Below are 22693 nucleotides of genomic sequence, written 5' to 3'. Positions count from 1 at the left end.
GGTTACGCCGGCTTGCTCTGGGTCCAGGCGAGAAAGGCCGCGCGGTTGCGTGAGCAGATCAATATCTTGCCGGTGCCCGTAAATTTGAGCACCATGCCTTCACCGCTGGTCTGGCTGTTGATCAGGTTACCCAAAAATCCCCCGCTGCTGCCGGTCGTAATGGAAATCTCGTATTGCAGGCGACTGTCCCAGCACACGACGTGGGCGTTATCGATCACCACGTCCTTGCCGGGCACCACGTCCAGTTCGGACATGGCGCCAAAACCGGACACCGCCAGTTGGCCGCTGCCGGCCGTTTCGGTGATAAAGAAACCACCGCTCTGGGCAAACAGCGCATTGCCGAGGCTCTGCGTGCGCACCTTCAGTTCCACGCCGGAACTGGCCGCGACAAACGCGCCGTCGCTGATCATGTATTGCTGGGCGCCCACGTCCAGCACGCGCATGGCGCCCGGCAAGGTCGGCGACAGCAGGCAATCGCCATCGCCGCGCAAGGCCTCGACATGCTGCTGAAAGAAGGACTCGCCGTTGGCAAAGGTGCGCATCAGCGCAGCGCCCAGGCCGCCGGTCATCTTGCCTTTCAGCTCAAGATTGGTTTCCATCATCACCATCGCGTCGGATTCGCAATAGATCTTCTCGCCCTTGGCCAGCGATACATGCAGAAACGGGTCGATATCCCCGGTGACACTAAAAACTGGCATACAAACTGTTCCTTTCCTGGCTTTGATGATGATGGGGTGATCAGCATCGGAATGTTTTACTACAGTATCGGCACCGCACAAAACCGTAGCGAGCGGATGCAAGTTGTGGCTGAGAAGCGCAGCTGTACTCTAGTACAGCGAGCATCGCCGGCCGCAAATTGCACCGCGCAGTAGGTTTGGTGTGGTGACCTTACACGCCGACGCCGAACGAGGCTGCGAGTGGACCCAGACCGCCTTTGTAGCCCTGGCCGATGGCCTTGAATTTCCAATCCGCGCCGTTGCGGTAGATTTCACCAAACACCATCGCCGTTTCGGCCGAGCCGTCTTCCGACAGGTCGAAGCGGGCGATTTCCGTGTTGCCATTGGCGTTGATGCAACGCACATAGGCTTTCGAGACCATGCCGAAGTTCTGCTTGCGCGCTTCGGCATCGTGGATCGTCACGCAGACGGCGATCTTGTCGATCTCGGCCGGCACGGTCGACAGGTCGACGGTGACGGTTTCATCGTCGCCATCGCCGGCGCCGGTGGTGTTGTCGCCCGAGTGGGTAACGGAGCCGTCGCTCGACTTCAGGTTGTTGTAGAAAATCATGTCGACGTCGGCACGGACCTTGCCGTCCGCTTTCAGCAGGAAGACCGAACCGTCGATGTCGAACGCGGCGCCATCGGTGGCGCGCGCATCCCAGCCCAGGCCGATGGTCATCTTGGTGATGCCGGGAGCTTCCTTGCTCAGGTTGACGTTGCCGCCTTTTTGCAGACTGATTGCCATGATGTATTTCTCCTATATGAAATGAAGGTACCGCATACGTAATACAAACACCTGGCGCCCTCCACCGGCCCGACTCCCCGGGCCGGCGGCGACGCTTGCTGCTGCTGGCGGGCAAACCGGTGTGGTCGTTTGCCGCGCATTCTTTTTAGACCTGCTATGCCTTGGCTGATTCCAGCACGTCAGGCTTGTCTTCTTCCAGCGCCATCCGGCGCTTGTAGCGGATCGACGACCACAGCGAGGCGAGAATAAAGGCCACGCCGATCAGGCCCGTGAAAATCTCCGGCACATGGAACTTCATGCTGACCAACATGATCACGGCCAGGATACCGATCGCATAGTGCGCGCCGTGCTCCAGATAAACGAACTCATCCAACGTACCCTTGCGGACCAGGAACACCGTCATCGACCGCACGAACATCGCACCGATGGCCAGGCCCAGCATGATGATGACCACGTCCTTGGTGATGGCGAACGCGCCGATCACGCCGTCAAAGCTGAACGAGGCATCGAGCACTTCCAGGTACAAAAAGCCGCCGATACCGCCGCGCTTGACGATGTCGCCCATATTGCCGTCACCGTTGTCGCCTTCCAGCAAGCCGCTGATCACGTCGACGCCGACGTAGGTCAAAATACCCCACAGGCCCGCCGTCAGCACCACCAGTTTTTGGCCCTCGTCTATCATGCTCAGGCTGGCCATCAGGGTGCCCAGCGCGATCATCACGGAAATCGAGGAAACCTTGCCCAGCGCGCCCAGCTTTTCTTCGAAGCGGCCCAGCCAGTGGGTTTCTTTTTCATGGTCCAGCAGGAAGTTCAGGAACACCAGCAGCAGGAAAATACCGCCGAAGGCCGCCACTTCCGCATGGTGATTCGTCAGGTGCATCGAATACTGTTCCGGGTCGCTGAGCGCCAGGTTCCACACTTCCAGCAAACCGAGGTCGGCCGCTTGCGCCACGATCACCAGCGGGAACAGCAGGCGCATGCCGAACACGGCGATGATGATGCCTACGCCCAGGAACAGGCCTTGCCAGAATTTGTCCCAGTTTTTCAGGACAGAAGCATTGACGACCGCATTGTCGAATGACAGCGACACTTCCATGATGCCCAGGATCACGGCAATACCCAGGGCCGACAGCATGGTGGACACGCCGCCATGCGTGTAGCCCCACCAGGCCGAGATGCCCAGGCAGATAAATGTCACTAAAAATGACACTCTAAAATGCTTCATCAATTCTCCTATCAGTTTGCAAACATGAGGCAGAGTATAGGTGCGCACGATTGATTTAAAAATGGAAGATAATGGAAGTATTACTTCGTAAAAACAGAAGATAGGCCAAGCAGATGAAAACCACGGGCTTCAATTACCGCCATTTGTACTTTTTTTGGGTCGTCGCCAGGGAAGGCGGCGTGACGCGCGCGGCCGAGCGCCTGGGCCTGGCCGTGCAGACCATCAGCACCCAGCTGGCGCTGCTGGAAAAGGAGTTGGGCAAGTCGCTGCTGCAGCCGCAGGGCCGGCGCTTGGTGCCGACCGAAGCGGGCCGGCTGGCGCTCGGCTATGCGGACCGGATCTTTCTGTTGGGCGAGCAGATGCAAGAGGCGCTGGCCGACACCGATGCGGAAAAGATGCGGCTGACCGTGGGCATTTCCGATTCCCTGCCGAAACTGATGGCCTACCGCATGCTCGACGCCACGCGCAGCCTGGACCAGCCCGTCAAGCTGGTGTGCCTGGAAAACGAGTTCGAGTCGCTGCTGGCCGACCTGGCGCTGCACAAGCTGGACCTGGTGCTGACCGACCGCGCCGTGCCGGCCGGCGCCAGCCTGCGCGTATCGAGTCATCTGTGGGGCGAGAGCGCCATGAAACTGTTCGGCGTGCCGGCCCTGGCCGAACGCTACCGCGACAACTTTCCGCACAGTCTGCATGGCGCGCCGTTTTTGCTACCGACGCGCAACAACGCCTTGCGCGGACGCATCGACGAATGGATGGTGCACCAGGGCGTGCGGCCCGACGTGGCCGGCGAGTTCGAAGACAACGCCATGCTGAACGCCTTTGGCCGCAAGGGCCTGGGCCTGTTCTTCGCCTCGGCCAGCCTGGCGGCCGAGATCGAGGAACAGTTCGGCGCCGTGCTGGTGGGCGAAGCCTCGTCCCTGCGCGAACAGTTCTATGTGATCTCGAACGAACGCAAGATCATGCACCCGGCGCTGGGGGTGATTCTGGCGGCCGTGCAAAAGCCGCCCACCGCGCCCTGATCAGCCGTCCAGGTCAGCCGCAATCGCCGCCAGCAGGGCCGCCTGGTCCGGCTCGGCCGTATCGACGTTGGCCAGATGCACCACCGACAAGCCGGCCTGCGGCAGGCGCAGCAGCAAGGTATGAAAGCCCCACAGGCCGCCGCCGTGGAACACCACCTCGCGTCCCGCGTGCTCGAACACTTCCAGGCCGAAGCGGTAGGACCAGTGGTGGCCGTCTGGCGCGCTCGACGGTTGCAGCAAGGAACGCACCAGGCTGGCGGGGTCAGCGTACTGGCGGTGCCATGCCCGCTCCCACAAGGCCAAGTCATGCAGCGAGGCATACACGCCGCCATCGCCGACGGTATTCGCGTTGCCCAGATGCTGGCGGTAGCCGCCCGGCATTGCCGCGTCTGGCGTATAGCTGCGCACGCGCTGCGGCATCACCGCCTGCCGCTCGACGTCGAACGCAGTGGCGTGCATCTCCAGCGGCGCAAACAGGGTGTTGCGCGCATGCTCCGCCAACGAGTTTCCACTCAACACTTCCACCAGTTTGGCCAGCAAAATGTAATTGCAGTTGCTGTAGGCATGGGCGCTGCCGGGCGCAAACGCCAGCTCATCCATTTTCTCGATGATGCGCAGCAAATGCACATTATTGAAATAGTCGCTCTCGTGCCGGCCCAGCTGGCACTGCAGGAAAGCAAAATAATCGGGGATGCCGCTGGTGTGGTTGAGCAGCTGGTGCACGCTGATCGCCTGTTCGAACTGCCGCACTTCCGGCAGGTGGGGCGCCACATCGTCATCGAGGCCGATCCGTCCCTGGCGCACCAGATCCAGCACACAGGCGGCCGTAAACTGTTTCGACTCGGACGCCAGGTAATAGCGTGAGCGGCCTGTCAGCGGCACGCCCAGTTCCAGGCAGGCCAGGCCGTGATGCAGTTCGAACACAGGCTGGCCGTGGCGCAGCACCAGCGCGCTGAAGCCGGGGCCGTCGGCAGGCAGGCGCGCCTGCAGGGCCTCGAAGTGAAGAGCAAGATTTTTCATGGCGATAAGATTAACATACTGATTCTTGTATTCAGTGGAAAAACTGATAAATCCATTCGAAAATAACGTTTGAATAATCAATCAAAAACGATTGTAATCAAGGCTCAGAAAGGTGCCTGCCGCAATCACACGTACAGGCGCCACCGATAACAAAATCCCAGGAGCGCAAGCATGTCCACGGCAGGCACGACGATCGATATTCCCGATCTCATCAATCACAACAAGATAGGTTCCTTCCAGATCGGCATGCTGATCCTGTGCGGGCTGTGCGTCATCATGGATGGCTTCGACGTGCAGGCGATGGGCTATGTGGCGCCCGCCATTATTGCCGACTGGCATGTGAGCAAAGCCAACCTGGGCCCGGTCTTCGGCGCCGGCCTGCTGGGCATGCTGGTCGGCTCGCTGGTGTTCAGCATCACGGCCGACAAGTTCGGCCGCCGCCCCGTGCTGATCGGTTCGACCATTTTCTTTTCCCTCTGCATGCTGGTCACGCCGCTGGCCACCACCATCGAGCAACTGCAGCTGATCCGCTTTATCACCGGCCTGGGCCTGGGCGCCGTGATGCCGAACGCCATGGCGCTGGCAGGCGAATACAGCCCGCTGCGCAAGAAAGTCACCCTGATGATGCTGGTGTCCTGCGGTTTTACGCTGGGCGCCGTGCTCGGTGGCCTGTTGTCGGCGGCCCTGATTCCCGCGTTTGGCTGGCAATCGGTGTTTTACGTGGGCGGCGTGGTGCCGTTGGCGATCGGCGTGCTGATGTTCTTCCTGCTGCCCGAGTCGATGCAGTTTTTGGTGCTGAAGAAAAAGAATTTGCACAAGGTGGCACAGTGGCTCAAGCGCATCGACCCGAGCGTGACGATCACCGCCGACACCCAATACGTGGTGCATGAGAAGGAAACCCGTGGCGCACCCGTGCTGGCGCTGTTTCGCGAAGGCCGCGCCAAAATGACGATCCTGTTATGGATCATCAACTTCATGAACTTGCTGAACCTGTATTTCCTGTCGAACTGGCTGCCGACGATCGCCAGGGAAGCGGGCCTGTCGACCGCCAATGCGGTGCTGGCCGGCACTGCCCTGCAAGTGGGCGGCACCATCGGCACCCTGATCATGGGGCAATTGATCGACCGCTCCAGCTTCCGCCGCATCCTGCTGCCCTGCTTCCTGGTGGCGGCGGTGGCGATTGCCCTGATCGGCCGTCCGGACGTGTCGCTGGCCTTCCTGTTCATCACGATTTTCATTGCCGGTTTCTGCATCGTCGGTGGCCAGCCGGCCGTCAATGCGCTGGCGGCCAGCTACTACCCCACCACCCTGCGCTCGACCGGCATCGGCTGGAGCCTGGGCGTGGGCCGCATCGGCTCGATTATCGGCCCGGTGCTTGGCGGCGAGCTGATCCGGTTGAACTGGCCCAACAGCACGATTTTCCTGGTGGTGGCGATTCCGGCCATCGTCTCGGCCGTGATGGTGTTTTCCATGCGTGGTGGCGGCACCAGCACGGTCAAGGCCTGAAAAGGACTGAAATTGCGGCGCGCGCGGCCGATATTAGGCCATGGTGGCCTTCGTCGTTTAAGATGACGTTTTAACAGCCCATCTTTTTGCGTCCCCATGCACAATGTTTTGCTTGTCCTGCTCGCCTTTTTCCTGGTCGCGCTCAATGGTTTTTTTGTTGCCGCCGAATTTGGCATCGTTACCTTGCGGCGCACGCGCATCCGCGCCATCGCCAAGACGCAGGGGCTGCGGGGCCGCATCCTGGCCAAGGTGCACGGCCAGCTGGACGCCTACCTGTCGGCCTGCCAGCTGGGCATCACGCTGGCGTCGCTGGGCCTGGGCTGGGTCGGCGAGCCGGCCTTTGCGGGCCTGCTCGAACCGCTGTTCGGCGCCATCGGCGTCACTTCGCAGGAACTGATCCACGGCGTGTCCTTCGTGGTGGCCTTCAGCGTGATTTCCTTTTTGCATATCGTGGTCGGCGAACTGGCGCCCAAATCGATGGCGATCCGCAACCCGGAAGCGGTCGGCCTGTGGAGCGCGATTCCCCTGTACGGCTTTTACTGGGCCATGTACCCGGCCATCTTCCTGCTCAACGCCAGCGCCAACTGGGTGTTGCGCATGGCGGGCCTGTCGGGAAAAGGCGGCCACGATGCCCACTACTCCTCCGAAGAGCTGAAACTGATCCTGCGCACCAGCCAGCCCGGCGAAAAATTCACGCGCGACGAACGCAATATCCTGGCCCAGTCGCTCGACTTCGAGCAGATGACGGTGTCGGACCTGATGCGCCCGCTCAATGAAGTGGTGGCCCTGTATGCCTCGGAAAACCTGGAGCAGAACCTGGAAACCGTGCTGCGCAACCGCTTCAGCCGCTACCCCTACTTCGATACCAATGAAGACGATGTGCTGGGCGTGATTCACCTGAAAGACCTGTTTTTCGCCCAGCAGGCCGGCAAGACCATCAGCTCGCTGATCCCTTTCCTGCGGCCGGTGGACATCATTTCGGCGCGCACGCCGGCGCTGGAACTGTTCCGCCGCTTTCGCGACGGCGCGCCGCACTTCGCGCTGATCGGCGAAAAGGGCAAGCGCCCGGTGGGGTTCATTACTCTGGACAATTTGCTGGGCGCCATGGTCGGCGAGATCCGCGATGAATTTCGCCGCAATGAAAACGACTGGCTCAAGCAGAGCGACGGCACCCTGATCGGCAAGGCCAGCCTGCCGATCTTCTCGCTCGAACGCATCCTCGGCATCGATATCGAGAACGAGGAACTGGGCCTCGATGACGTGGAGTCCGTCGGCGGCCTGATCATGGTCAAGCTGGGCGATATTCCGAAACAGGGCCAGCGCATCACCTTTGTCGACTTCGATATCGTCGTCAAGAAAATGAACGGCCCCCGTATCGTCCTGATCAAGGTGATACCGAAAGTCGAGCGCGACCTGGACGCCGACCTGCGCGACTAAGATTTCTTTTCGCCAAGGCTATCCTTGCCCTGCGGCACGGTTGTCATGCCCAGGGTCCAAGTTTGCAGCAAGCTGTACAGCACCGCCAGCAGGGTCGGGCCGATAAAGATGCCGACAAAGCCGAAGGCCAGCACGCCGCCGAGCACGCCCAGCAGCACCAGCAAAAACGGCAGGCTGCTGCCGCGGCTGATCAGCAGCGGCTTGACCACATTGTCGACGCCGCTGATCAACAAGCCACCCCACACCAGCATGAAGATGCCCCAGCCCGTCTGGCCGCTGTTGAACAGCCAGATGGCGGCGCCGCCCCACACCAGCGGCGGCCCCACCGGCACCAGCGACAGCACGAAGGTGGCGATGCCCAGCAGGGCCACGGCCGGCACGCCGGCGATCAGAAACCCCACCACCGCCACCAGCGCCTGCGCCAGCGCCGTGCCCAGCAGGCCATACATCACGCCGCGGATGGTGCGGCTGATGGTCAGCGCCACGCCGGGCGCGCTGTCGCCGATAATGCGCGCGCTGCCGTTGAGCAGCGCGGTGCGCAGCAATTGCCCATCGCGGTACAGGAAAAAACTGACGAACACGGCCAGGCTGGTCTGTGCCACGCCGCTGCCCAGCACGATGCCGCCGGACGTGAGGAAATGGCGGGCCGGCTCCAGCATGTTCTTGCCCAGGTTCAGCAGCTCTTCGCGGTCGTCGATAATGCGCCGGATATAGCCGTCGATGGTGTCGCCGATCAGCGGTATGCTGGCCAGCCAGGCCGGCGGATGCAGCCCGCCTTCGTCCAGCGCCAGCCGCAGCTGCTCATAGATGCGCGCCACATTGTCGGCCAGATTGTAGGTGACCAGCACCAGCGGCAGCACGATCACCAGCACCAGCGAGACGGTCATGATGGCCGCCGCCAGGTTGCGCCGGCCCTTGACGCGCGCCAGCAGCAGCAGATACAGCGGCCAGCTGGAAATGCTGACGCAGACGGCGAACAGCATCGCCGGCAAAAAGGGGCGCAGGACGAAAAAGCAGCCGATCAACAAAAAGATGACGGCTGCCAGGCGGGCGTGAGGCTCGAAACGTTTGTCCATGTACCGCGTATCCTGAGATGGCGCCCCAGCGGCGCCGCTGGCTCAGGATAGCAGAAGTTTAAGATCGTGCGCGATGGCGGCCGGCTTCTCGCCGTGGCGCACGAACAGGCGGATCTTGCCGTGGCGGTCAAACACATAGGTGCCGGCCGTATGGTCGACCGTGTAGCTGCTGTCGGTTTCGCCTTCGACCTTGGCGTAATACACCTTGAATTCCTTGGCCACTTTCGCCGTGGCGGCAAGGTCGCCGTACAGGCCGACAAAGCGCTTGTCAAAGGCCGGCACGTATTCGGCCAGCAGGGCCTGCGTGTCGCGCTCGGGGTCGACCGTGACGAACAGCACTTGCACCTGGTCGGCCTGCGGCCCCATCTCTTTCATCACCTGCGCCATGTCGGCCATGGTGGTGGGGCAGACGTCCGGGCATTGCGTATAGCCGAAGAACATCAGCACGACCTTGCCCTGGTAATCGGCCAGGGTGCGTGGCTTGCCCGTATGGTCGGTCAGCGCAAACTCACGCGCATAGCCCAGTCCCGTCACATCGGTGTTCTGGAAAGCCGGTTTCGGCGCTTCCGGTTTGCCGCAAGCGGCCAGCAGCAAGGTGGTCAACAACAGGCAGAAGAGTTTTTTCATGAGCCGAGAGGGATGTAATGGTCGACCAGCAGCGCCACGAACAGCAGCGACAGGTAGATGATGGAATAGGTAAAGGCTTTCCTCGCGATCAGGTCCGTGTACTTGCGGTACATCTGCCACGAGTAATACAGGAAGCCGGCGTTCAGTACCACGGCCGAGGCCAGGTAGATCAGCCCGCTCATGCGCACGGCGTACGGCATCAGGGTGGTGGCGGCCAGCGCGATCGAATACAGCCACACGTGAAACTGCGTGAATGCCAGGCCGTGGGTGACGGGCAGCATCGGCAGGCCGGAGCGGGCGTAGTCGTCGCGGCGGTACATGGCCAGCGCCCAGAAGTGCGGCGGCGTCCAGACAAAAATGATCAGCACCAGCAGCCAGGCCTGCATCGGCACGTCGTTGGCGACAGCGGCCCAGCCCAGCGCCGGCGGCATGGCGCCGGACAGACCACCGATGACGATGTTCTGCGGTGTGGCCGGTTTCAGGACCATGGTGTAGATCAGCGCATAGCCGACAAACGTCACAAAGGTCAGCCACATGGTCAGCGGATTGACCAGGTAATACAGGATGCCCATGCCCAGGCCGCCGATCACCAGCGCGAACACCACCGTCTGTTTCACCGTGATATCGCCCATCGCCATCGGACGGCGCGCCGTGCGGGCCATGCGCGCGTCGATCTCGCGCTCGGCCAGGCAGTTGACGGCGAATGCCGCGCCCGCCAGCAACCAGATGCCGATGGTGCCGAACACCACCGGCTGCCAGTCCGGCAAGGTTTCGCTGGCCAAGAACATGCCGATCACGGCGCAAAATACGGCCAGTTGCGTCACGCGCGGCTTGGTCAGCGCCCAGTACTGGGCGATGCGGGGGGAGGGTTTACGGCTGATGGTCTGAGTAGTCATTTCTGGGAGCGTGCGGAAGGTGCCGCCGCGTAGGTGTCGCGGTGGATGCCGTGTTGAATATTCCGATTCTGTGCGGCATCGAGCTGGAATTTAGCCTTGTAGTTTAACATGGTCAGCAACAACACGAGCAGCGCCGCCCCGCCGTTATGCAGGACGGCAATCGCCAGCGGCCAGTTCAGGTAGATCGTCGCCATGCCGGTGGCCGCCTGCAGTGCCAGCACCAGGGCAATCATCCGCGCCGTGCCGCGCAGGGACGGCAGCTTCCATGCGCGAAACACGGTATAGCCGATGCCGGCCAACACGATCAAGGCGAAATTGCGGTGCACCCAGTGGATCGCCGTCAGCGCCGAGAACGGCAGATAATGGCCGGCGGCCGTCTTGCCCAGCTCGCGCCACAAATAAAAGGCGTGCTCGAAATCCATCTCGGGGATCACCTTGCCGCCGCACAAAGGAAAATCGGTACAGGCCAGCGCCGCATAATTGGTGCTGACCCAGCCGCCCAAGGCGATCTGCAAGGTCAACAATACAGCCGAAAAAATCGCCAGCGCGCGCACCGGGCGCAGTACCACGGCATCGGCATCGGCGCACAGCACCGGCGACACCGCATGATCCTGGCGTCCACCGAGCCACACCAGCAGGGACAATAATCCCATGCCCAGCAGCAAATGGATGGTGACGATCACCGGCTGCAGTTTCAAGGTGACGGTCCAAGCGCCAAACGCGCCTTGCAGGCAGACAAAGAAGAACAGCGCCGTCGGCAAGGCGGGCGCGAATTCCTCGCGGCGGTTTCCTTGTTTATCCTTTTTCCGCCATTGACGCCAGGCCTGTACCATCATCGCCACGATCAGCACGCCGATCGCCATCGCCAGGTAGCGGTGCGTCATTTCGATCCAGGCTTTGACCACCGTCACGGGGCCGGTCGGCATCAGCGTTTCAGCGGCCACGATATGCTCGTGCGCCAGGAAAGGATTGGCCGAGCCATAGCAGCCGGGCCAGTCCGGGCAGCCGAGGCCGGAATCGGACAAGCGCGTAAAGCCGCCAAACATGATCAGGTCGACCGTCAGGAACACGGCGATCCACACGAGTTTTCGGTATTTATTGGCGTCGGCGGAGACCCACACCATGGTCAGCGGCAACAGGGCTACCAGCAGGCCTGTCAGGCCCAGCTGGGCCAGCGCGGAAAGATGCATTTCAGGCATGCGGACTCCTCAACCGATCGCCGAAGCTTTGAGCAGCTTGGCGATATCTTTTTTTACTTTGGTCGGGTCCGCATCTTTCGGGAAACGCATCATCAGATTGCCCAGTGGATCGATCAGATACAGATGATCGTCCGGCTTGCCGCCGGCTTCCACCGGCAGCCAGGCTTTCAAGGCGTCGCCATTCACGCGCAGCATGTTGGTGCCGTCGTATTCGCGCATCACGATGGTGTCGATCGGCTCCGGGTCGGTGATCAGCCAGACGCGTTCGATGCGCTCCCTTTCCTTGCCCTGGGTCAGGCGCAACTGCTGCATGGCAAACAGCTGCTGCTTGCACGCCTGCTGGCAGTCGGACGGACCGGCCTGCAGCATCACCCACTTGCCCTTGAACTGCGCCAGCGGCGATGGCTTGCCGTCCAGCTCCTTCACCTGCAATGTGGCTTCCGGGATCGGATACTGGCGCGGGTCGATCAGGGCGCCATAGTTGTTGCGCCCGCTGGGCTTGATGATGTAATACGTCACATACGAGGCGATGATGGGAAAGGCGCACACGGCCACCACGGCCAGCAGCTTCCAGCGGCCGGTGGTTTGCGCTTTTTTCTCAAGCGCGTCAGGGAGATTTGTTTGCACGTCGACATCCTGTAAAGACAAAAAATAAAAAGGCCATCAGTGCCAGCGCGTACCACTGGAAGGCGTAGCCGCGGTGCTTGTCCGCACCGAGATCCGGCGCCGGCCAGTCGCGCACCGGCAGCTTGGCGCTCTCCGGCGAGGTCTGTTCGATCAGCAGCGGCTGGAAGGCCAGGCCGCTGGCCTGCGCCAGTTGCGCGATATCGGCATTTTGCACAATGGCTTGCGGAAGCAAAGGAGCAGCCGTGCCCAGCTGCATCACATGGCCGGCATTCAGGCGCGCCACGCCCTGCAACGTGACAGTACCGGTGGGCGTGCTGTAATCGGCGATACGGGTACGGTCGGCATTGTTGCGCGGCAACCAGCCCTGCGCCACCAGCACATGCATGGTCGAGCCGTCGATTTGAAACGGCGTCAGCACATGAAAACCGGCCTGGCCGCGGTACGGGCGGTTGTCCAGGTACACGGTCCAGGCGGGCACGAAGTGGCCCGTCACCGTCACGCGGCGGTATTCGATCGCTTCGGCGTCCACGGGCAGCAAAGGCGCGGCCGTCAACGCCAGCGGCGCGGCCAGGTTGCCCGCTTCCAGCCTGGCGGCGCGGGCGATTTTTTCTTCCGCCCGGCGCTGCTGCCATTGCGCCAGCGACAGGCCCAGCGCCACCAGTAGCAGCATTACAACAAACGGTATCCATCGAAAGCGGAATGGGAAGCGTACTGGCATTACAATGAAACCTCCTCAGAGCCGGCCTTGTCATCCATGAAAATCGTCGTCGCCATCGCTTTTATCCTGATCCTGGGCAGCCTGGGCTCGGCCTTGTTCTTCCTGATGCGCGACAAGGGCAAGAGCAACCGCACCGTGCAGGCGCTGGCCATGCGCGTAGGGTTTTCGATTGCCCTGTTCCTGTTGATACTGCTGGCGCACAAGCTGGGCTACATACAGCCTACCGGCATCCATTAGACGCCGCCATTGCCTGATTGGCAAATTTCAACGCCAAGAAAAAAGCCGTACACGGATCGTCCGGTACGGCTTTTTTCCTGCCGGGGCACACGGCTTGCGCCATGCACCCTGCCCCGCATTATAACCAATACACGACCACGTACAGGCCCAGCCAGACGACGTCGACAAAGTGCCAGTACCAGGCGGCGCCTTCGAAGCCGAAGTGATGCTCGGGCGTGAAGTGGCCTTTCAATACCCGGTACAAGATCACCGACAGCATGATGGCGCCCAGGGTCACGTGGAAGCCGTGGAAACCGGTCAGCATGAAGAAGGTGGCGCCGTAGATGCCGGACGTCATTTTCAGGTTCAGTTCGCTGTACGCGTGCATGTATTCATACACCTGGAAGCCCATGAAGACGGCGCCCAGCAAAATCGTGGCGGCCAGGAACAGGGCCGTCATGCCGCGGTGGCCGGCGCGCAGCGCGTGGTGCGAAATCGTCAGCGTGACGCCCGAGGTCAGCAGCAAGGCCGTGTTAATCGTCGGAATCCAGAACGGCGTCATGGTGGTGAATTCCTGCACCGTGCCGGCCGGCCCCACTGTGCCCCAGTGGGCGGCGAAATCGGGCCAGATCAGCTTGTGGTCGAGGTCGCCCAGCCACGGCATGGAAATGCTGCGCGCATAGAACAGGGCGCCAAAGAAGGCGGCAAAGAACATCACCTCGGAGAAGATGAACCAGCTCATGCTCCAGCGGAAGGAGTAATCGATGCGCTCGCTGTACAAGCCTTTTTCCGACTCGCCGATGGCGTCGCCGAACCAGAAATACAGCACCAGCAAAATGCCGGCCAGGCCGATATAGTTCAGGTAAGGTCCCCACGCCACGTCATTGACCCAGGCCGAGGCGCCTATCATGGTCAGCAGCAGGCTGGCGCCGCCCAGCATCGGCCACTTCGATGGCCCGGGTACGAAATAATAGGGTGCAGAGGACGCTGTAGCGTGGTTGGAACTCATTCTCATCTCCTCGTTGATATATTTATGGTACGACCAGGCTGACGATGGCAATCAGGATGCCGACCAGGCAGGCCACCGCCAGCAAGCCGGCAATCACGATATGCACCGGGTTCAGCCTGGCCGAATCGGTATCGAAATCGCTCTTGCGCCGTAAACCGGTAAACGACCAGATCACGGCCTTCAATGAATACAGGAACGACGCTTGCGGCTTGCGCGGTTCGTTCATGGCTATTGCACCACCGGTGTCTGAGCCTGGCTCAGTCCGGCAATCTCGAAAAACGTGTATGACAGGGTGATGGTTTTCACTTCTTTCGGCAGCGCCGGATCGAGGAAAAACACCACCGGCATCTGCCGCGCCTCATGCGGTTTCAAGGTCTGCTGCTGGAAGCAGAAGCACTCGACCTTCTTGAAATGCGGCGTGGCGCTTTGCGGCGCGTAGCTGGGAATCGCCTGCGCATTGACGGTGCGCCCCTGGGTGTTGACCACTTCATACAGCACCGTCACCAGCTCGCCCGGATGCACCTGCATGCTGGATACCACCGGGCGAAACCGCCATGGTCCCTGGGCATTGCCGTCGAACTCCACCGTGATGCTGCGGGTGGTATCGACTTGCGTGTTCTTGTCCCAGGCGACCGTGCCATCCTTTTGCGTCAGCACATTGATGCCCATTACTTCGCAAATCTGCTTGTAGACGGGAATCAGGGCGTAGCCAAAACCGAACATCACGCAGGCAATGACGAGCAGCTTGCCCAGCATCTGGCGGTTCAGGCCGCGTGTCTCCCGAGGCACTGGCGTCGTCATGTCACAGCCACAGCCGCTTGGCAAACACGGAGATGAAAAAGAACGCCGCCAGCGCCGCCAGGATCAGCCCGGTGCGCAGGTTGTTCGGCTTCTTGCGTCCACTATTACGCTCGCTCATGACGGCTTACTTCACGGTTGGCGGTGTTTCAAAGGTATGGAACGGCGCCGGGCTCGGCACGGTCCACTCCAGCCCTTCGGCGCCTTCCCATGGTTTCGCCGCCGCTGCCTTGCCGCCACGAATCGTCGGGATCACGACAAACACCAGGAAATACACCTGCATCAGGCCGAAACCGAAACCGCCGATCGAGGCGATCATGTTGAAGTCGGTGAACTGCGCCGGATAATCGGCGTAGCGGCGCGGCATGCCGGCCAAGCCCAGGAAGTGCATCGGGAAGAAGGTGACGTTGAAGGTGATCAACGACAGCCAGAAGTGGATCTTGCCGCGCGTCTCGTTGTACATATGGCCGGTCCATTTCGGCGACCAGTAATAGAAGCCGGCGAACAGGGCGAACAGCGAGCCCGCCACCAGCACGTAGTGGAAGTGGGCCACCACATAATACGTATCCTGCAGCTGGATGTCGATCGGCGTGACAGCCAGGATCAGGCCGGTAAAGCCGCCCATGGTGAACACGAAGATGAAGCCGACCGAGAACAGCATCGGCGTCTCGAACGTCATCGACCCCTTCCACATGGTGGCGATCCAGTTGAACACTTTCACGCCGGTCGGCACGGCGATCAGCATGGTGGCGTACATGAAGAACAGCTGGCTGGTCACCGGCATGCCGGTGGTAAACATGTGGTGGGCCCAGACGATGAACGACAAAATCGCGATCGAGGCCGTGGCGTACACCATCGAGGCGTAGCCGAACAGCGGCTTGCGGGCAAACGCCGGCAGGATCTGCGAGACGATGCCGAAGGCAGGCAGAATCATGATGTAGACCTCGGGGTGGCCAAAGAACCAGAAGATATGCTGGTACATGACGGGGTCGCCGCCGCCGGCCGCGTTGAAGAACGAGGTGCCGAAATGGCGGTCGGTCAGGGTCATGGTGATCGCCCCGGCCAGCACCGGCATCACGGCGATCAGGAGGTAGGCCGTGATCAGCCAGGTCCAGCAGAACATCGGCATTTTCATCAGCGTCATGCCGGGGGCGCGCATGTTGAGGATGGTGACGATGATATTGATCGAGCCCATGATGGACGAGGCGCCCATCAGGTGCATGGCGAAAATCGCCATGTCCATGCCGGGTCCCATTTGCGTCGACAGCGGCGCGTACAGGGTCCAGCCGGCGGCCGTGGCGCCGCCCGGTACCAGGAAGGACGTGGCCAGCAGGATCGCGGCCGGCGGCAGCAGCCAGAACGAGAAGTTGTTCATGCGCGCAAACGCCATGTCGGAGGCGCCCACCTGCAGCGGGATCATCCAGTTGGCGTAGCCGACAAAGGCCGGCATGATGGCGCCGAACACCATCACCAGGCCGTGCATGGTGGTGAGCTGGTTGAAGAATTCAGGGTGGAAAAACTGCAGGCCAGGATGGAACAGCTCGGTGCGTATCATCAGGGCCAGCACGCCGCCCGACAGCAGCATGGCGAACGAGAACCACAAGTAGAGGGTACCGATATCCTTGTGGTTGGTGGCAAACAGCCAGCGGCGGTAACCCGTGGGATGGTCGTGGGCGTGATCGTGGGCGTGGTCGTGAAGATCCTGACCGGCGCGGTCCAAAGTGCTAGTGCTCATGGTCTGCTCCTGATTACTTGCGTGCAGCCACGACTTCGGCTGGTTGAACGATATTTTCTTCGGCCTTGTTGGACCAGCTATTGCGCGTGTAAGTGATCACTGCCGCGATATCCGTGTCGGACAACTGTTTCCAGGCTGGCATTTCCGCCGGATACTTGCCGCTCTTTTGCCCGTTCAGCAAGACGTGGATCTGTTCGGCCTTGGGACCGTTGACGATGGCCGAGCCATCGAGCGGTGCGAACGCGCCCGGCACGCCCTTGCCGGTGGCCTGGTGACAGACCACGCAGTTGGCGGCATACACTTTTTCGCCCTTGACCTTCAGCTCGTCGATGGTCCAGGTCTTGTTCGGATCGTCGGCCAGCGCCGCCATTTCCTTCTGTTTCACGTCGACCCAGGCCTTGTAGTCGTCAGCGGAGACCACTTTCACGACGATCGGCATGAAGGCGTGTTCCTTGCCGCACAGCTCGGCGCAATTGCCGCGGAAGGTACCGATATGGTCGGCCTTGAACCAGGTGTCGCGCACGAAACCGGGAATCGCATCCTGTTTCACGCCAAAGGCGGGCACCGACCAGGCGTGGATCACGTCATTCGCGGTCAGCACCACGCGGATCTTCTTATTGACCGGCACCACCACTTCATTGTCGACTTCGATCAGGTAATTTTCGCCGCGCTTTTCCGTCGGTGGCGCGCCGGGCGCACCCACCTGCGAGCGCGGCGTGGACAGGTTGGACAGGAAGGAAATGCCCTGCCCCTCGCCTTTCAGGTAGTCATAGCCCCATTTCCACTGCATGCCGGTGGCCTTGATGGTGATGTCGGCATTCGAGGTGTCTTTCATGCCGACCACGGTGCGCGTGGCGGGCAGCGCCATGCCGATGACGATCAGGAAAGGCACGACGGTCCAGGCGATCTCGACGGTGGTGCTTTCGTGGAAGGTGGCCGGTTTGTGGCCCAGCGACTTGCGGTGCTTGAAGATGGAATAGAACATGACGCCGAACACGGCCACGAAGATCACCAGGCAGATGACCATCATCCAGGTGTGCAAATCGTAGATTTCATGGGCGATCTGGGTCGCCGGCGGTTGCAGATTCATCTCGAACGGTACCGGACCGCCCGTACCAGGATAGGTGGAGGCGGCAGGCGCCGCCATGGCCCACTGTCCGCTGCCAGCCGCTAGCAGCAATAGTCCCGGCATCGACGATAGCAGTCGCTTTGCATAAGTCATGTTTTCCCCAACCACCTAAAAAATAACGATATTTTAAACGGCTGCGGAAACCTCCGTACTCCCCCGCTGCCGCTCCTCCATGAAAAGCACAACGGCCCGACCGCCGCCGCAGGCCTGTAGCACCAGCAGATTCCATGCTGGCGATCCATGCAAAACGCTGCCGGAACACCATGCTGCAACCCTGTTTTCCCATCCATCCTTGCATCACCCTGCATGCAAGATGGTTACTATACTAATGCACTAACTTCGAGCGTGGCTTGCTTTGCATTTTTATTTTTTGCACGGCCCTTGTTTTTTAGCTTAACAAGCTGACAAAACAGTCAACGATTATAAGCAAGAAAAGTTGAATCCATCAAGAAATATGCGGTGCATGCGGAGCTACATCACCGATGGTGGCGCGGATTGCAACGGTTGCGGCCATATCAGCCGCGATGCTGACAAAGTCTCGGTTTTATCCCGCGCAAAGAGTTCCTGAGAAAATGGTCAGGGCCAGGCGCCGCGCCGAAGACAGTACGCATGTACGGCGAGGCAAGGCAACAACGCCATGGCCGTTTTATCAGGGACTCTTGGGGTTGCGCGCCAATTATTCCGTTTTTGAAACCTGCTTATTTACGCGGCAAATCAAAGCGGATGATCGCTTCGCCATTGCGTGTGACACGCGGCGCCGGGCGAAACGCATGCCCATACAACACTTCAAAAGTGAGGCCCAGCTTGCCGTCAGGACGACGCATCGCTTCCAAAGCAGCCAGCATCCGCTGCCAGGCCGCCTTGCCCATCAGGCCGCGCCGGCGCGTGGTCAGCGGATTGCCGCCAAACGCCCGCACATCGGCCAGCAGTTTCTCCGGGGTGTCATAGGTGACCGTAATGATTTCCATATCGAGTACCGGCGTGGAAAAACCCGCCTCGACCAGCATGTCGCCAAAGTCGTGCATGTCGACAAACGGCAAAGCGTGCGGATACAGATCGGCTTCGGCAAAGGCGTCACGCAGTTCGCGGAACGTATCGGGGCCGAAACAGGAAAACATCAGCAAGCCGTCCAGGCGCAGCACGCGGCGCCATTCGGCAAACACGCGGTCGGGCTGGGCATGCCAGTGCAGCGCCAGGTTGGACCAGACCAGGTCGACACTGTTCGGCGCCAGCGGCAGGTCGCCCAGGTCGCCGCACAGCAAGTCCACGCCCGTCTTGGCCGGCAGCAGCTTGCTGAGAAACTGGTTCAGGCTCGACAACTTGCTGGCCGGCGCACGCGCCGCCTGCACCATCGCTTGCGCGGCGTCCAGGCCGAGAATCTGCGCGGCCGGATAATCCTTGTGCAGCTGCGCCAGGTCGGCGCCCGGGCCGCAGCCCGCGTCGAGCACGCGCAGGGGGGCGATCTTCACCAGCTCCAGGCGCTCGTGCATGCGGCTTGATACTTCGCGGCGCAGGAAATCGGACGGCGCCACGCGCGCCGGGCGGGAAAAGAAATCACGGACGTGCACCGCATCGATGGGCGCACTCATTTTGGGCGGAGTAGTGGGAACTGACATGTCGAATCGGGTGAGATGAGATAATGTCGGCAGTGTACATGGAACCCGGCCATGGCGATCAACAGCCTCTTTTGCCTCGATGTGCTCGGCAGCCTGCTGCCGGCCCAGTGCGCGCTGTGCGCCGGCAGTTGCCGTGGCGTCGTGTGCTCGCCTTGCCGGCGACAATACCTGGAACACACGCGGCGCCGTTGCCGCCAGTGCGCCAATCCGCTGGCCGACGTGGCCCTTGTGTGCGGACGCTGTCTGCGCCGGCCGCCCGCCTATGACGCCACCTGGACGGCGGCGGACTATGCGGCGCCGGTCGACCAGTTGTTGCTGCAACTGAAATTTGGCGCGCGCCTGGCGCTGGCGCCGCTGTTTGCGCAGCTGCTGGTGGCGGCCGTGCGGCGCGACAGTGGCTGGGATGCGCCACAATTGCTGTGCCCGGTACCGCTGGGCCCGGCCAGGCTGGTGGAACGTGGCTACAACCAGGCGCTGGAAATTGCGCGCCCGCTGGCGCGCCGCCTCGCCATCCCGCTGCAAGCGCGGCTGGCGACCCGCGTGCGCGAAACCAGGGCGCAAAGCGGCGTGGCGCCGCGCGAACGGCGGGCCAACCTGGCGCAGGCCTTCATGGTGGCGCCGCAATATGCCGAACAAGTGGCCAGGCGCCATGTCGGCATCGTCGACGACGTGATGAGCAGCGGCCATACCGTCCACGCGCTGGCGGCCGCATTGAAACGCGCCGGCGCGCGCAAGGTCACCGTGCTGGTGGCCGCGCGCACGCCGCCGCGCTGATTGATTATTTAAATAGGGAGAGTATTTTGTTTCATGTTGTTCTGGTCAACCCGGAAATACCGCCCAATACGGGCAATATCATACGCCTGTGCGCCAATACGGGCGTGCAGCTGCACCTGATCGAACCGCTGGGCTTTCCGCTCGACGATTCAAAAATGAAACGCGCCGGCCTCGATTACCACGACTACGCCAGCATGAAGGTGCACAGGCATTGGGACGCCTTTATCGCCGACACGCAACCGGACCCGGCGCGCATGTTCGCCATGACCACGCACGGCTCGCGCCCGTTTGCCGAGCTGGCCTTCCTGCCCGGCGACGTGTTCGTGTTCGGCTCGGAAACGAAAGGACTGGACCCGGAACTGCGCAACAGTTTCCCCGGCGAACAGCGCATCCGGCTGCCGATGCGCCCCGACAACCGCAGCCTGAATCTGTCGAACACGGTGGCGGTAGTCGTGTATGAAGCGTGGCGCCAGCATGGCTACGCCGGCGGCGCGTAGGTCGGATTAGGTCGGGCCGCGCAGGCCCCAGAGGGGCCGTAATCCGACAACATTGTTGGCGTCAGTGGTGTTGTCGGATTACGCAATCAGCGCAGCGCCAGCTGCGCGTTGGCACCCGTCTCCACATCCAGTATCACCAGCTGCGTGCGCAGATCGCGCGTGGCGGCCAGCTTGCCGTTGACGTACAGATTGGTCTTGACGCCATACACGCCCTGCGACACGCCAGCCGGCAAGGTCAGCTCGAACGAGTTTTCAAAGCGCCCGCCCGTCTTGTTATTGCTGGCCAAGGACTTCGAGCCGGACTTGAAGGGCTGGCCCTGCGGGTCCAGCACCACCAGTTCCTCGCGCACGTCGTTGACGTTCTGCGCGCTGCCATTGACCAGCTCCACCACCGAGTTGACCTTGAACGGCTGGCCGCGCTTGACGGTGGCCGCGCTCACCTGCGGCGTGTACGACACCACTTGCGGTTCGCGTGGCAGCGCGCCGCGCGCGCGGATATAGTCGCGGTCGGCCTGGGCCGCCGTCTTGGTCTGGCGCGAGTTCACATTGATCGCCAGGCAACCGGCCGCGGCCAGGCCGCCACCGAGGGCCGCGCCTTGCAGCGCGCCCTTCTTGCCGTTGACAAAGGCACCGAGCAAGGCACCGACGGCCGCGCCGGCGGCGGCGGTCGCGCCCACGCTGCACGGGTCATCGTCGGTGGCCGCTTGCGGATTCTGGCCGCCTTGCGGATATGGCGTGTCTTGCCGTACGCCGTTCGGGTTGCCGGGTGCCGTGGCGCAGCCGGCCAGCATGGCGGTCAGGGTCAGGGCGGCGGCGGCGCGCAACGTGGTCTTGTTCATGAGAGGCTCCAAAGTAACTTACTTGATCGTGGTTTCCGTCTGCAGCACCTGGCGCTCGCGGTCGCGGATGCGGCGCGACAGGCTGTCGATGCGCGGGTTGTTCGGGTCGACGCGGCGCGCGCTGTCCAGATAGGTCTTGGCGGCGTCGAAACGGCCATCGGCCATGGCCCGTTCGGCATCGCGCAGGAAGGATTGCGCCATCTCGTTGCGCATGGCCGCGCCATTGTCGACGGCCGGTGCGGGAGCAGCCGCAGCACGTTCGACCACGCGCGGCGCGGCAGGTTCGGTCTGGATCGGGCGCGTTGGTGCCGGATCAACCGGCGCCGGCGCTGGCGCTGGCGCCGGGGTCGGTGTGGGTACCGGTGCCGGTGCGGGCGTATTCAAGGCCTGCAAGTCGGCTTTCAGCTGTTTGAGTTCCGGATATTCGCGATCGATCGCTTCGAGCTTGGCGATGCCGTTTTGCGCCGCCGAGGCATCGCTGTTGTCGAGCGCCTGGCGCACGCCCACCTGTACCGAGGCGGCCGCCGCCTGCTGGCGCGCCAGCTGCTTGCGCAAGGACTCCACCGTGGCGGCGCCGGCGCAATCGGCGTCGAGCTTGGCGATGGCCTCGCCGGCGCTTTGCAAGCGCTTGCCGTCGAGCGCATTTTCAATCGCCTTGACGCTGCGCTGGCAGCCGGCCGTTGCGGCGCCGGCCTTGCCGATAGCCGCCTGCAAGTCTTCGGCCTTGGCGCTGGACTTGCCGGTGCAGACGTTTTTCGCCGTCGCCAGCTTCTGGCGCGCACCGTCCAGGCTGCCGTCGGCCACCAGCTTCAGGCCGCTGTCGATGGCGTCATTGCAGGCCGATTCGCTTTTGCCGCCCGGCTTGCCGTTCATATACACGATCACCAGCGCCAGCACGGCGATGCCGGCCAGCCAGCGCGGCCATTTTTTCGGCGGTGCGGGCGGCTGGGCCGGGGGCTCCACTTTGGGAACAGGCTTGGGCACGGGCACCGGTGCAGGCTGTGGGACAGGCTTCTGCACCGGCTGCGGCGCCGGCTTGGGTTCCACCTTGGGCTCGACCTTGGGCTCGACCCTGGGTTCCGGCTTGGCTTCCGGCTTCGGTTCAGCCTTGACCGGAACCGGTGCCGGCACCGGTGGCACCACGGCCGCCACCGGTTTCGGCAATGGCGGCGGCGCGACGGCACCCGCCACGCCCTGGCCGCAAAACGGGCAGAACGCTACGCCGCCGACCAGCACCGATTGACACTTGACACACTTGTTCACAAC

At 62.0% G+C, this 22693-nt stretch carries 25 protein-coding genes; 6 read left to right on the top strand and 19 right to left on the bottom strand.

Annotated elements, in window-relative coordinates; all coding sequences use genetic code 11:
- Positions 1–2: 2 nt before the first annotated feature.
- The 3 genes from Q8L25_RS05550 to Q8L25_RS05540 all read right to left on the bottom strand — a co-directional run bounded on the left by Q8L25_RS05550 (position 3) and on the right by Q8L25_RS05540 (position 2689).
- The gene (locus tag Q8L25_RS05550) at positions 3–698 is read right to left on the bottom strand and encodes a TIGR00266 family protein (RefSeq protein ID WP_308923927.1); all 696 of its coding nucleotides are present in this window, start codon (positions 696–698) and stop codon (positions 3–5) included.
- A 190-nt stretch (positions 699–888) separates the two neighbouring features.
- Positions 889–1464: a TerD family protein gene (locus Q8L25_RS05545; protein WP_308923926.1), complete on the bottom strand. Its 576-nt coding sequence runs from the start codon at positions 1462–1464 to the stop codon at positions 889–891.
- A gap of 154 nt (positions 1465–1618) precedes the next feature.
- Positions 1619–2689 (bottom strand): DUF475 domain-containing protein, encoded by a 1071-nt coding sequence (locus Q8L25_RS05540; protein ID WP_308923925.1) that lies wholly within the window; start codon positions 2687–2689, stop codon positions 1619–1621.
- Positions 2690–2802: 113 nt separating this feature from the next.
- Between Q8L25_RS05540 and Q8L25_RS05535 the strand changes: the two genes are divergently transcribed.
- Positions 2803–3708, top strand: coding sequence for a LysR family transcriptional regulator (locus tag Q8L25_RS05535; RefSeq protein ID WP_308923924.1), 906 nt, complete (start codon positions 2803–2805; stop codon positions 3706–3708).
- Here the strand turns inward: Q8L25_RS05535 and Q8L25_RS05530 are convergent, their stop codons facing one another.
- Positions 3709–4728, bottom strand: a complete 1020-nt coding sequence (locus Q8L25_RS05530) for a serine hydrolase domain-containing protein (protein WP_308923923.1) — start codon at positions 4726–4728, stop codon at positions 3709–3711.
- A 171-nt stretch (positions 4729–4899) separates the two neighbouring features.
- Here Q8L25_RS05530 and Q8L25_RS05525 point away from each other — a divergent pair, with 171 nt between their 5' ends.
- Together Q8L25_RS05525 and Q8L25_RS05520 are read left to right on the top strand one after the other, a co-directional pair.
- On the top strand, positions 4900–6234 hold the full coding sequence (locus Q8L25_RS05525; RefSeq protein WP_308923922.1) for an MFS transporter: 1335 nt from the start codon (positions 4900–4902) through the stop codon (positions 6232–6234).
- 96 nt (positions 6235–6330) lie between these two features.
- Positions 6331–7671 carry a hemolysin family protein gene (locus tag Q8L25_RS05520; protein ID WP_308923921.1) on the top strand — a complete coding sequence of 447 codons (1341 nt, stop codon included), beginning with the start codon at positions 6331–6333 and terminating at the stop codon, positions 7669–7671.
- Here the strand turns inward: Q8L25_RS05520 and Q8L25_RS05515 are convergent.
- Genes Q8L25_RS05515 through Q8L25_RS05490 form a run of 6 tightly spaced genes read right to left on the bottom strand, consistent with a single transcriptional unit; the run spans position 7668 to position 12766 of the window.
- Positions 7668–8747 carry an AI-2E family transporter gene (locus Q8L25_RS05515; RefSeq protein ID WP_308923920.1) on the bottom strand — a complete coding sequence of 360 codons (1080 nt, stop codon included), beginning with the start codon at positions 8745–8747 and terminating at the stop codon, positions 7668–7670. The genes Q8L25_RS05520 and Q8L25_RS05515 overlap by 4 nt on opposite strands.
- Positions 8748–8789: 42 nt before the next feature.
- Positions 8790–9374: an SCO family protein gene (locus Q8L25_RS05510; protein WP_308923919.1), complete on the bottom strand. Its 585-nt coding sequence runs from the start codon at positions 9372–9374 to the stop codon at positions 8790–8792.
- Positions 9371–10270, bottom strand: a complete 900-nt coding sequence (gene cyoE, locus Q8L25_RS05505) for a heme o synthase (RefSeq protein ID WP_308923918.1) — start codon at positions 10268–10270, stop codon at positions 9371–9373. The genes Q8L25_RS05510 and cyoE overlap by 4 nt, the downstream gene beginning before the upstream one ends.
- Positions 10267–11460: a COX15/CtaA family protein gene (locus Q8L25_RS05500; RefSeq protein WP_308925657.1), complete on the bottom strand. Its 1194-nt coding sequence runs from the start codon at positions 11458–11460 to the stop codon at positions 10267–10269. The genes cyoE and Q8L25_RS05500 overlap by 4 nt, the downstream gene beginning before the upstream one ends.
- Before the next feature lie 18 nt (positions 11461–11478).
- A complete protein-coding gene (locus Q8L25_RS05495; protein ID WP_308923917.1) occupies positions 11479–12096 on the bottom strand; it encodes a cytochrome C oxidase subunit I in 618 nt (205 codons plus the stop codon).
- Positions 12077–12766, bottom strand: coding sequence for an SURF1 family protein (locus Q8L25_RS05490; RefSeq protein ID WP_308923916.1), 690 nt, complete (start codon positions 12764–12766; stop codon positions 12077–12079). Before Q8L25_RS05490 ends, Q8L25_RS05495 begins: the two co-directional genes overlap by 20 nt.
- 84 nt (positions 12767–12850) lie before the next feature.
- On the opposite strand from Q8L25_RS05490, the gene Q8L25_RS05485 reads away from it, so the two are divergent.
- Entirely contained in the window at positions 12851–13051 is a 201-nt protein-coding gene (locus tag Q8L25_RS05485) for a twin transmembrane helix small protein (RefSeq protein WP_065308323.1), read from the top strand.
- Between the two features lie 118 nt (positions 13052–13169).
- Here the strand turns inward: Q8L25_RS05485 and Q8L25_RS05480 are convergent, their stop codons facing one another.
- The 7 genes from Q8L25_RS05480 to Q8L25_RS05450 form a co-directional block, all read right to left on the bottom strand.
- The gene (locus Q8L25_RS05480) at positions 13170–14039 is read right to left on the bottom strand and encodes a cytochrome c oxidase subunit 3 (RefSeq protein ID WP_308923915.1); all 870 of its coding nucleotides are present in this window, start codon (positions 14037–14039) and stop codon (positions 13170–13172) included.
- Between the two features lie 22 nt (positions 14040–14061).
- Positions 14062–14265, bottom strand: coding sequence for a DUF2970 domain-containing protein (locus tag Q8L25_RS05475; protein WP_308923914.1), 204 nt, complete (start codon positions 14263–14265; stop codon positions 14062–14064).
- Between the two features lie 2 nt (positions 14266–14267).
- Positions 14268–14840 carry a cytochrome c oxidase assembly protein gene (locus tag Q8L25_RS05470; RefSeq protein WP_308923913.1) on the bottom strand — a complete coding sequence of 191 codons (573 nt, stop codon included), beginning with the start codon at positions 14838–14840 and terminating at the stop codon, positions 14268–14270.
- A 1-nt stretch (position 14841) separates the two neighbouring features.
- On the bottom strand, positions 14842–14958 hold the full coding sequence (locus Q8L25_RS05465; protein WP_308923912.1) for a cytochrome oxidase small assembly protein: 117 nt from the start codon (positions 14956–14958) through the stop codon (positions 14842–14844).
- Between the two features lie 6 nt (positions 14959–14964).
- Positions 14965–16572, bottom strand: a complete 1608-nt coding sequence (gene ctaD / locus Q8L25_RS05460) for a cytochrome c oxidase subunit I (protein ID WP_308923911.1) — start codon at positions 16570–16572, stop codon at positions 14965–14967.
- Between the two features lie 13 nt (positions 16573–16585).
- Positions 16586–17794, bottom strand: a complete 1209-nt coding sequence (coxB, locus tag Q8L25_RS05455; protein WP_308923910.1) for a cytochrome c oxidase subunit II — start codon at positions 17792–17794, stop codon at positions 16586–16588.
- A gap of 605 nt (positions 17795–18399) precedes the next feature.
- Complete coding sequence (locus tag Q8L25_RS05450; RefSeq protein WP_308923909.1) at positions 18400–19290, bottom strand: methyltransferase domain-containing protein; 891 nt, start codon at positions 19288–19290, stop codon at positions 18400–18402.
- Positions 19291–19368: 78 nt separating this feature from the next.
- Between Q8L25_RS05450 and Q8L25_RS05445 the strand changes: the two genes are divergently transcribed.
- Positions 19369–20091, top strand: coding sequence for a ComF family protein (locus tag Q8L25_RS05445; protein ID WP_308923908.1), 723 nt, complete (start codon positions 19369–19371; stop codon positions 20089–20091).
- Positions 20092–20117: 26 nt separating this feature from the next.
- On the top strand, positions 20118–20588 hold the full coding sequence (gene trmL / locus Q8L25_RS05440) for a tRNA (uridine(34)/cytosine(34)/5-carboxymethylaminomethyluridine(34)-2'-O)-methyltransferase TrmL (protein WP_308923907.1): 471 nt from the start codon (positions 20118–20120) through the stop codon (positions 20586–20588).
- A gap of 86 nt (positions 20589–20674) precedes the next feature.
- Here the strand turns inward: trmL and Q8L25_RS05435 are convergent, their stop codons facing one another.
- Both Q8L25_RS05435 and Q8L25_RS05430 read right to left on the bottom strand, forming a co-directional pair.
- Positions 20675–21427, bottom strand: coding sequence for a hypothetical protein (locus tag Q8L25_RS05435; RefSeq protein ID WP_308923906.1), 753 nt, complete (start codon positions 21425–21427; stop codon positions 20675–20677).
- An 18-nt stretch (positions 21428–21445) separates the two neighbouring features.
- The gene (locus tag Q8L25_RS05430; protein ID WP_308923905.1) at positions 21446–22690 is read right to left on the bottom strand and encodes a hypothetical protein; all 1245 of its coding nucleotides are present in this window, start codon (positions 22688–22690) and stop codon (positions 21446–21448) included.
- Positions 22691–22693 lie beyond the last annotated feature (3 nt).

The sequence above is a fragment of the Janthinobacterium sp. J1-1 genome (genome assembly GCF_030944405.1).
In the GTDB taxonomy this organism is placed as follows: domain Bacteria; phylum Pseudomonadota; class Gammaproteobacteria; order Burkholderiales; family Burkholderiaceae_D; genus Janthinobacterium.
The sequence above is the reverse complement of the archived record's forward strand: the minus strand, read 5'-3'. Positions and strand labels throughout refer to the sequence as shown.

What these genes read in the sequence shown, in the direction of transcription:
- Q8L25_RS05525 (WP_308923922.1), top strand. Translation starts at nt 4,900, where the DNA reads ATGTCCACGGCAGGCACGACGATCGATATTCCCGATCTCATCAATCAC.
- Q8L25_RS05470 (WP_308923913.1), bottom strand. Translation starts at nt 14,840, where the DNA reads ATGACGACGCCAGTGCCTCGGGAGACACGCGGCCTGAACCGCCAGATG.
- Q8L25_RS05465 (WP_308923912.1), bottom strand. Translation starts at nt 14,958, where the DNA reads ATGAGCGAGCGTAATAGTGGACGCAAGAAGCCGAACAACCTGCGCACC.
- Q8L25_RS05550 (WP_308923927.1), bottom strand. Translation starts at nt 698, where the DNA reads ATGCCAGTTTTTAGTGTCACCGGGGATATCGACCCGTTTCTGCATGTA.
- Q8L25_RS05475 (WP_308923914.1), bottom strand. Translation starts at nt 14,265, where the DNA reads ATGAACGAACCGCGCAAGCCGCAAGCGTCGTTCCTGTATTCATTGAAG.
- Q8L25_RS05530 (WP_308923923.1), bottom strand. Translation starts at nt 4,728, where the DNA reads ATGAAAAATCTTGCTCTTCACTTCGAGGCCCTGCAGGCGCGCCTGCCT.
- Q8L25_RS05515 (WP_308923920.1), bottom strand. Translation starts at nt 8,747, where the DNA reads ATGGACAAACGTTTCGAGCCTCACGCCCGCCTGGCAGCCGTCATCTTT.
- Q8L25_RS05490 (WP_308923916.1), bottom strand. Translation starts at nt 12,766, where the DNA reads ATGCTGCTACTGGTGGCGCTGGGCCTGTCGCTGGCGCAATGGCAGCAG.
- cyoE (WP_308923918.1), bottom strand. Translation starts at nt 10,270, where the DNA reads ATGACTACTCAGACCATCAGCCGTAAACCCTCCCCCCGCATCGCCCAG.
- Q8L25_RS05450 (WP_308923909.1), bottom strand. Translation starts at nt 19,290, where the DNA reads ATGAGTGCGCCCATCGATGCGGTGCACGTCCGTGATTTCTTTTCCCGC.
- Q8L25_RS05435 (WP_308923906.1), bottom strand. Translation starts at nt 21,427, where the DNA reads ATGAACAAGACCACGTTGCGCGCCGCCGCCGCCCTGACCCTGACCGCC.
- coxB (WP_308923910.1), bottom strand. Translation starts at nt 17,794, where the DNA reads ATGACTTATGCAAAGCGACTGCTATCGTCGATGCCGGGACTATTGCTG.
- Q8L25_RS05485 (WP_065308323.1), top strand. Translation starts at nt 12,851, where the DNA reads ATGAAAATCGTCGTCGCCATCGCTTTTATCCTGATCCTGGGCAGCCTG.
- Q8L25_RS05445 (WP_308923908.1), top strand. Translation starts at nt 19,369, where the DNA reads ATGGCGATCAACAGCCTCTTTTGCCTCGATGTGCTCGGCAGCCTGCTG.
- Q8L25_RS05545 (WP_308923926.1), bottom strand. Translation starts at nt 1,464, where the DNA reads ATGGCAATCAGTCTGCAAAAAGGCGGCAACGTCAACCTGAGCAAGGAA.
- Q8L25_RS05480 (WP_308923915.1), bottom strand. Translation starts at nt 14,039, where the DNA reads ATGAGTTCCAACCACGCTACAGCGTCCTCTGCACCCTATTATTTCGTA.
- Q8L25_RS05535 (WP_308923924.1), top strand. Translation starts at nt 2,803, where the DNA reads ATGAAAACCACGGGCTTCAATTACCGCCATTTGTACTTTTTTTGGGTC.
- Q8L25_RS05510 (WP_308923919.1), bottom strand. Translation starts at nt 9,374, where the DNA reads ATGAAAAAACTCTTCTGCCTGTTGTTGACCACCTTGCTGCTGGCCGCT.
- Q8L25_RS05540 (WP_308923925.1), bottom strand. Translation starts at nt 2,689, where the DNA reads ATGAAGCATTTTAGAGTGTCATTTTTAGTGACATTTATCTGCCTGGGC.
- ctaD (WP_308923911.1), bottom strand. Translation starts at nt 16,572, where the DNA reads ATGAGCACTAGCACTTTGGACCGCGCCGGTCAGGATCTTCACGACCAC.
- Q8L25_RS05500 (WP_308925657.1), bottom strand. Translation starts at nt 11,460, where the DNA reads ATGCATCTTTCCGCGCTGGCCCAGCTGGGCCTGACAGGCCTGCTGGTA.
- Q8L25_RS05520 (WP_308923921.1), top strand. Translation starts at nt 6,331, where the DNA reads ATGCACAATGTTTTGCTTGTCCTGCTCGCCTTTTTCCTGGTCGCGCTC.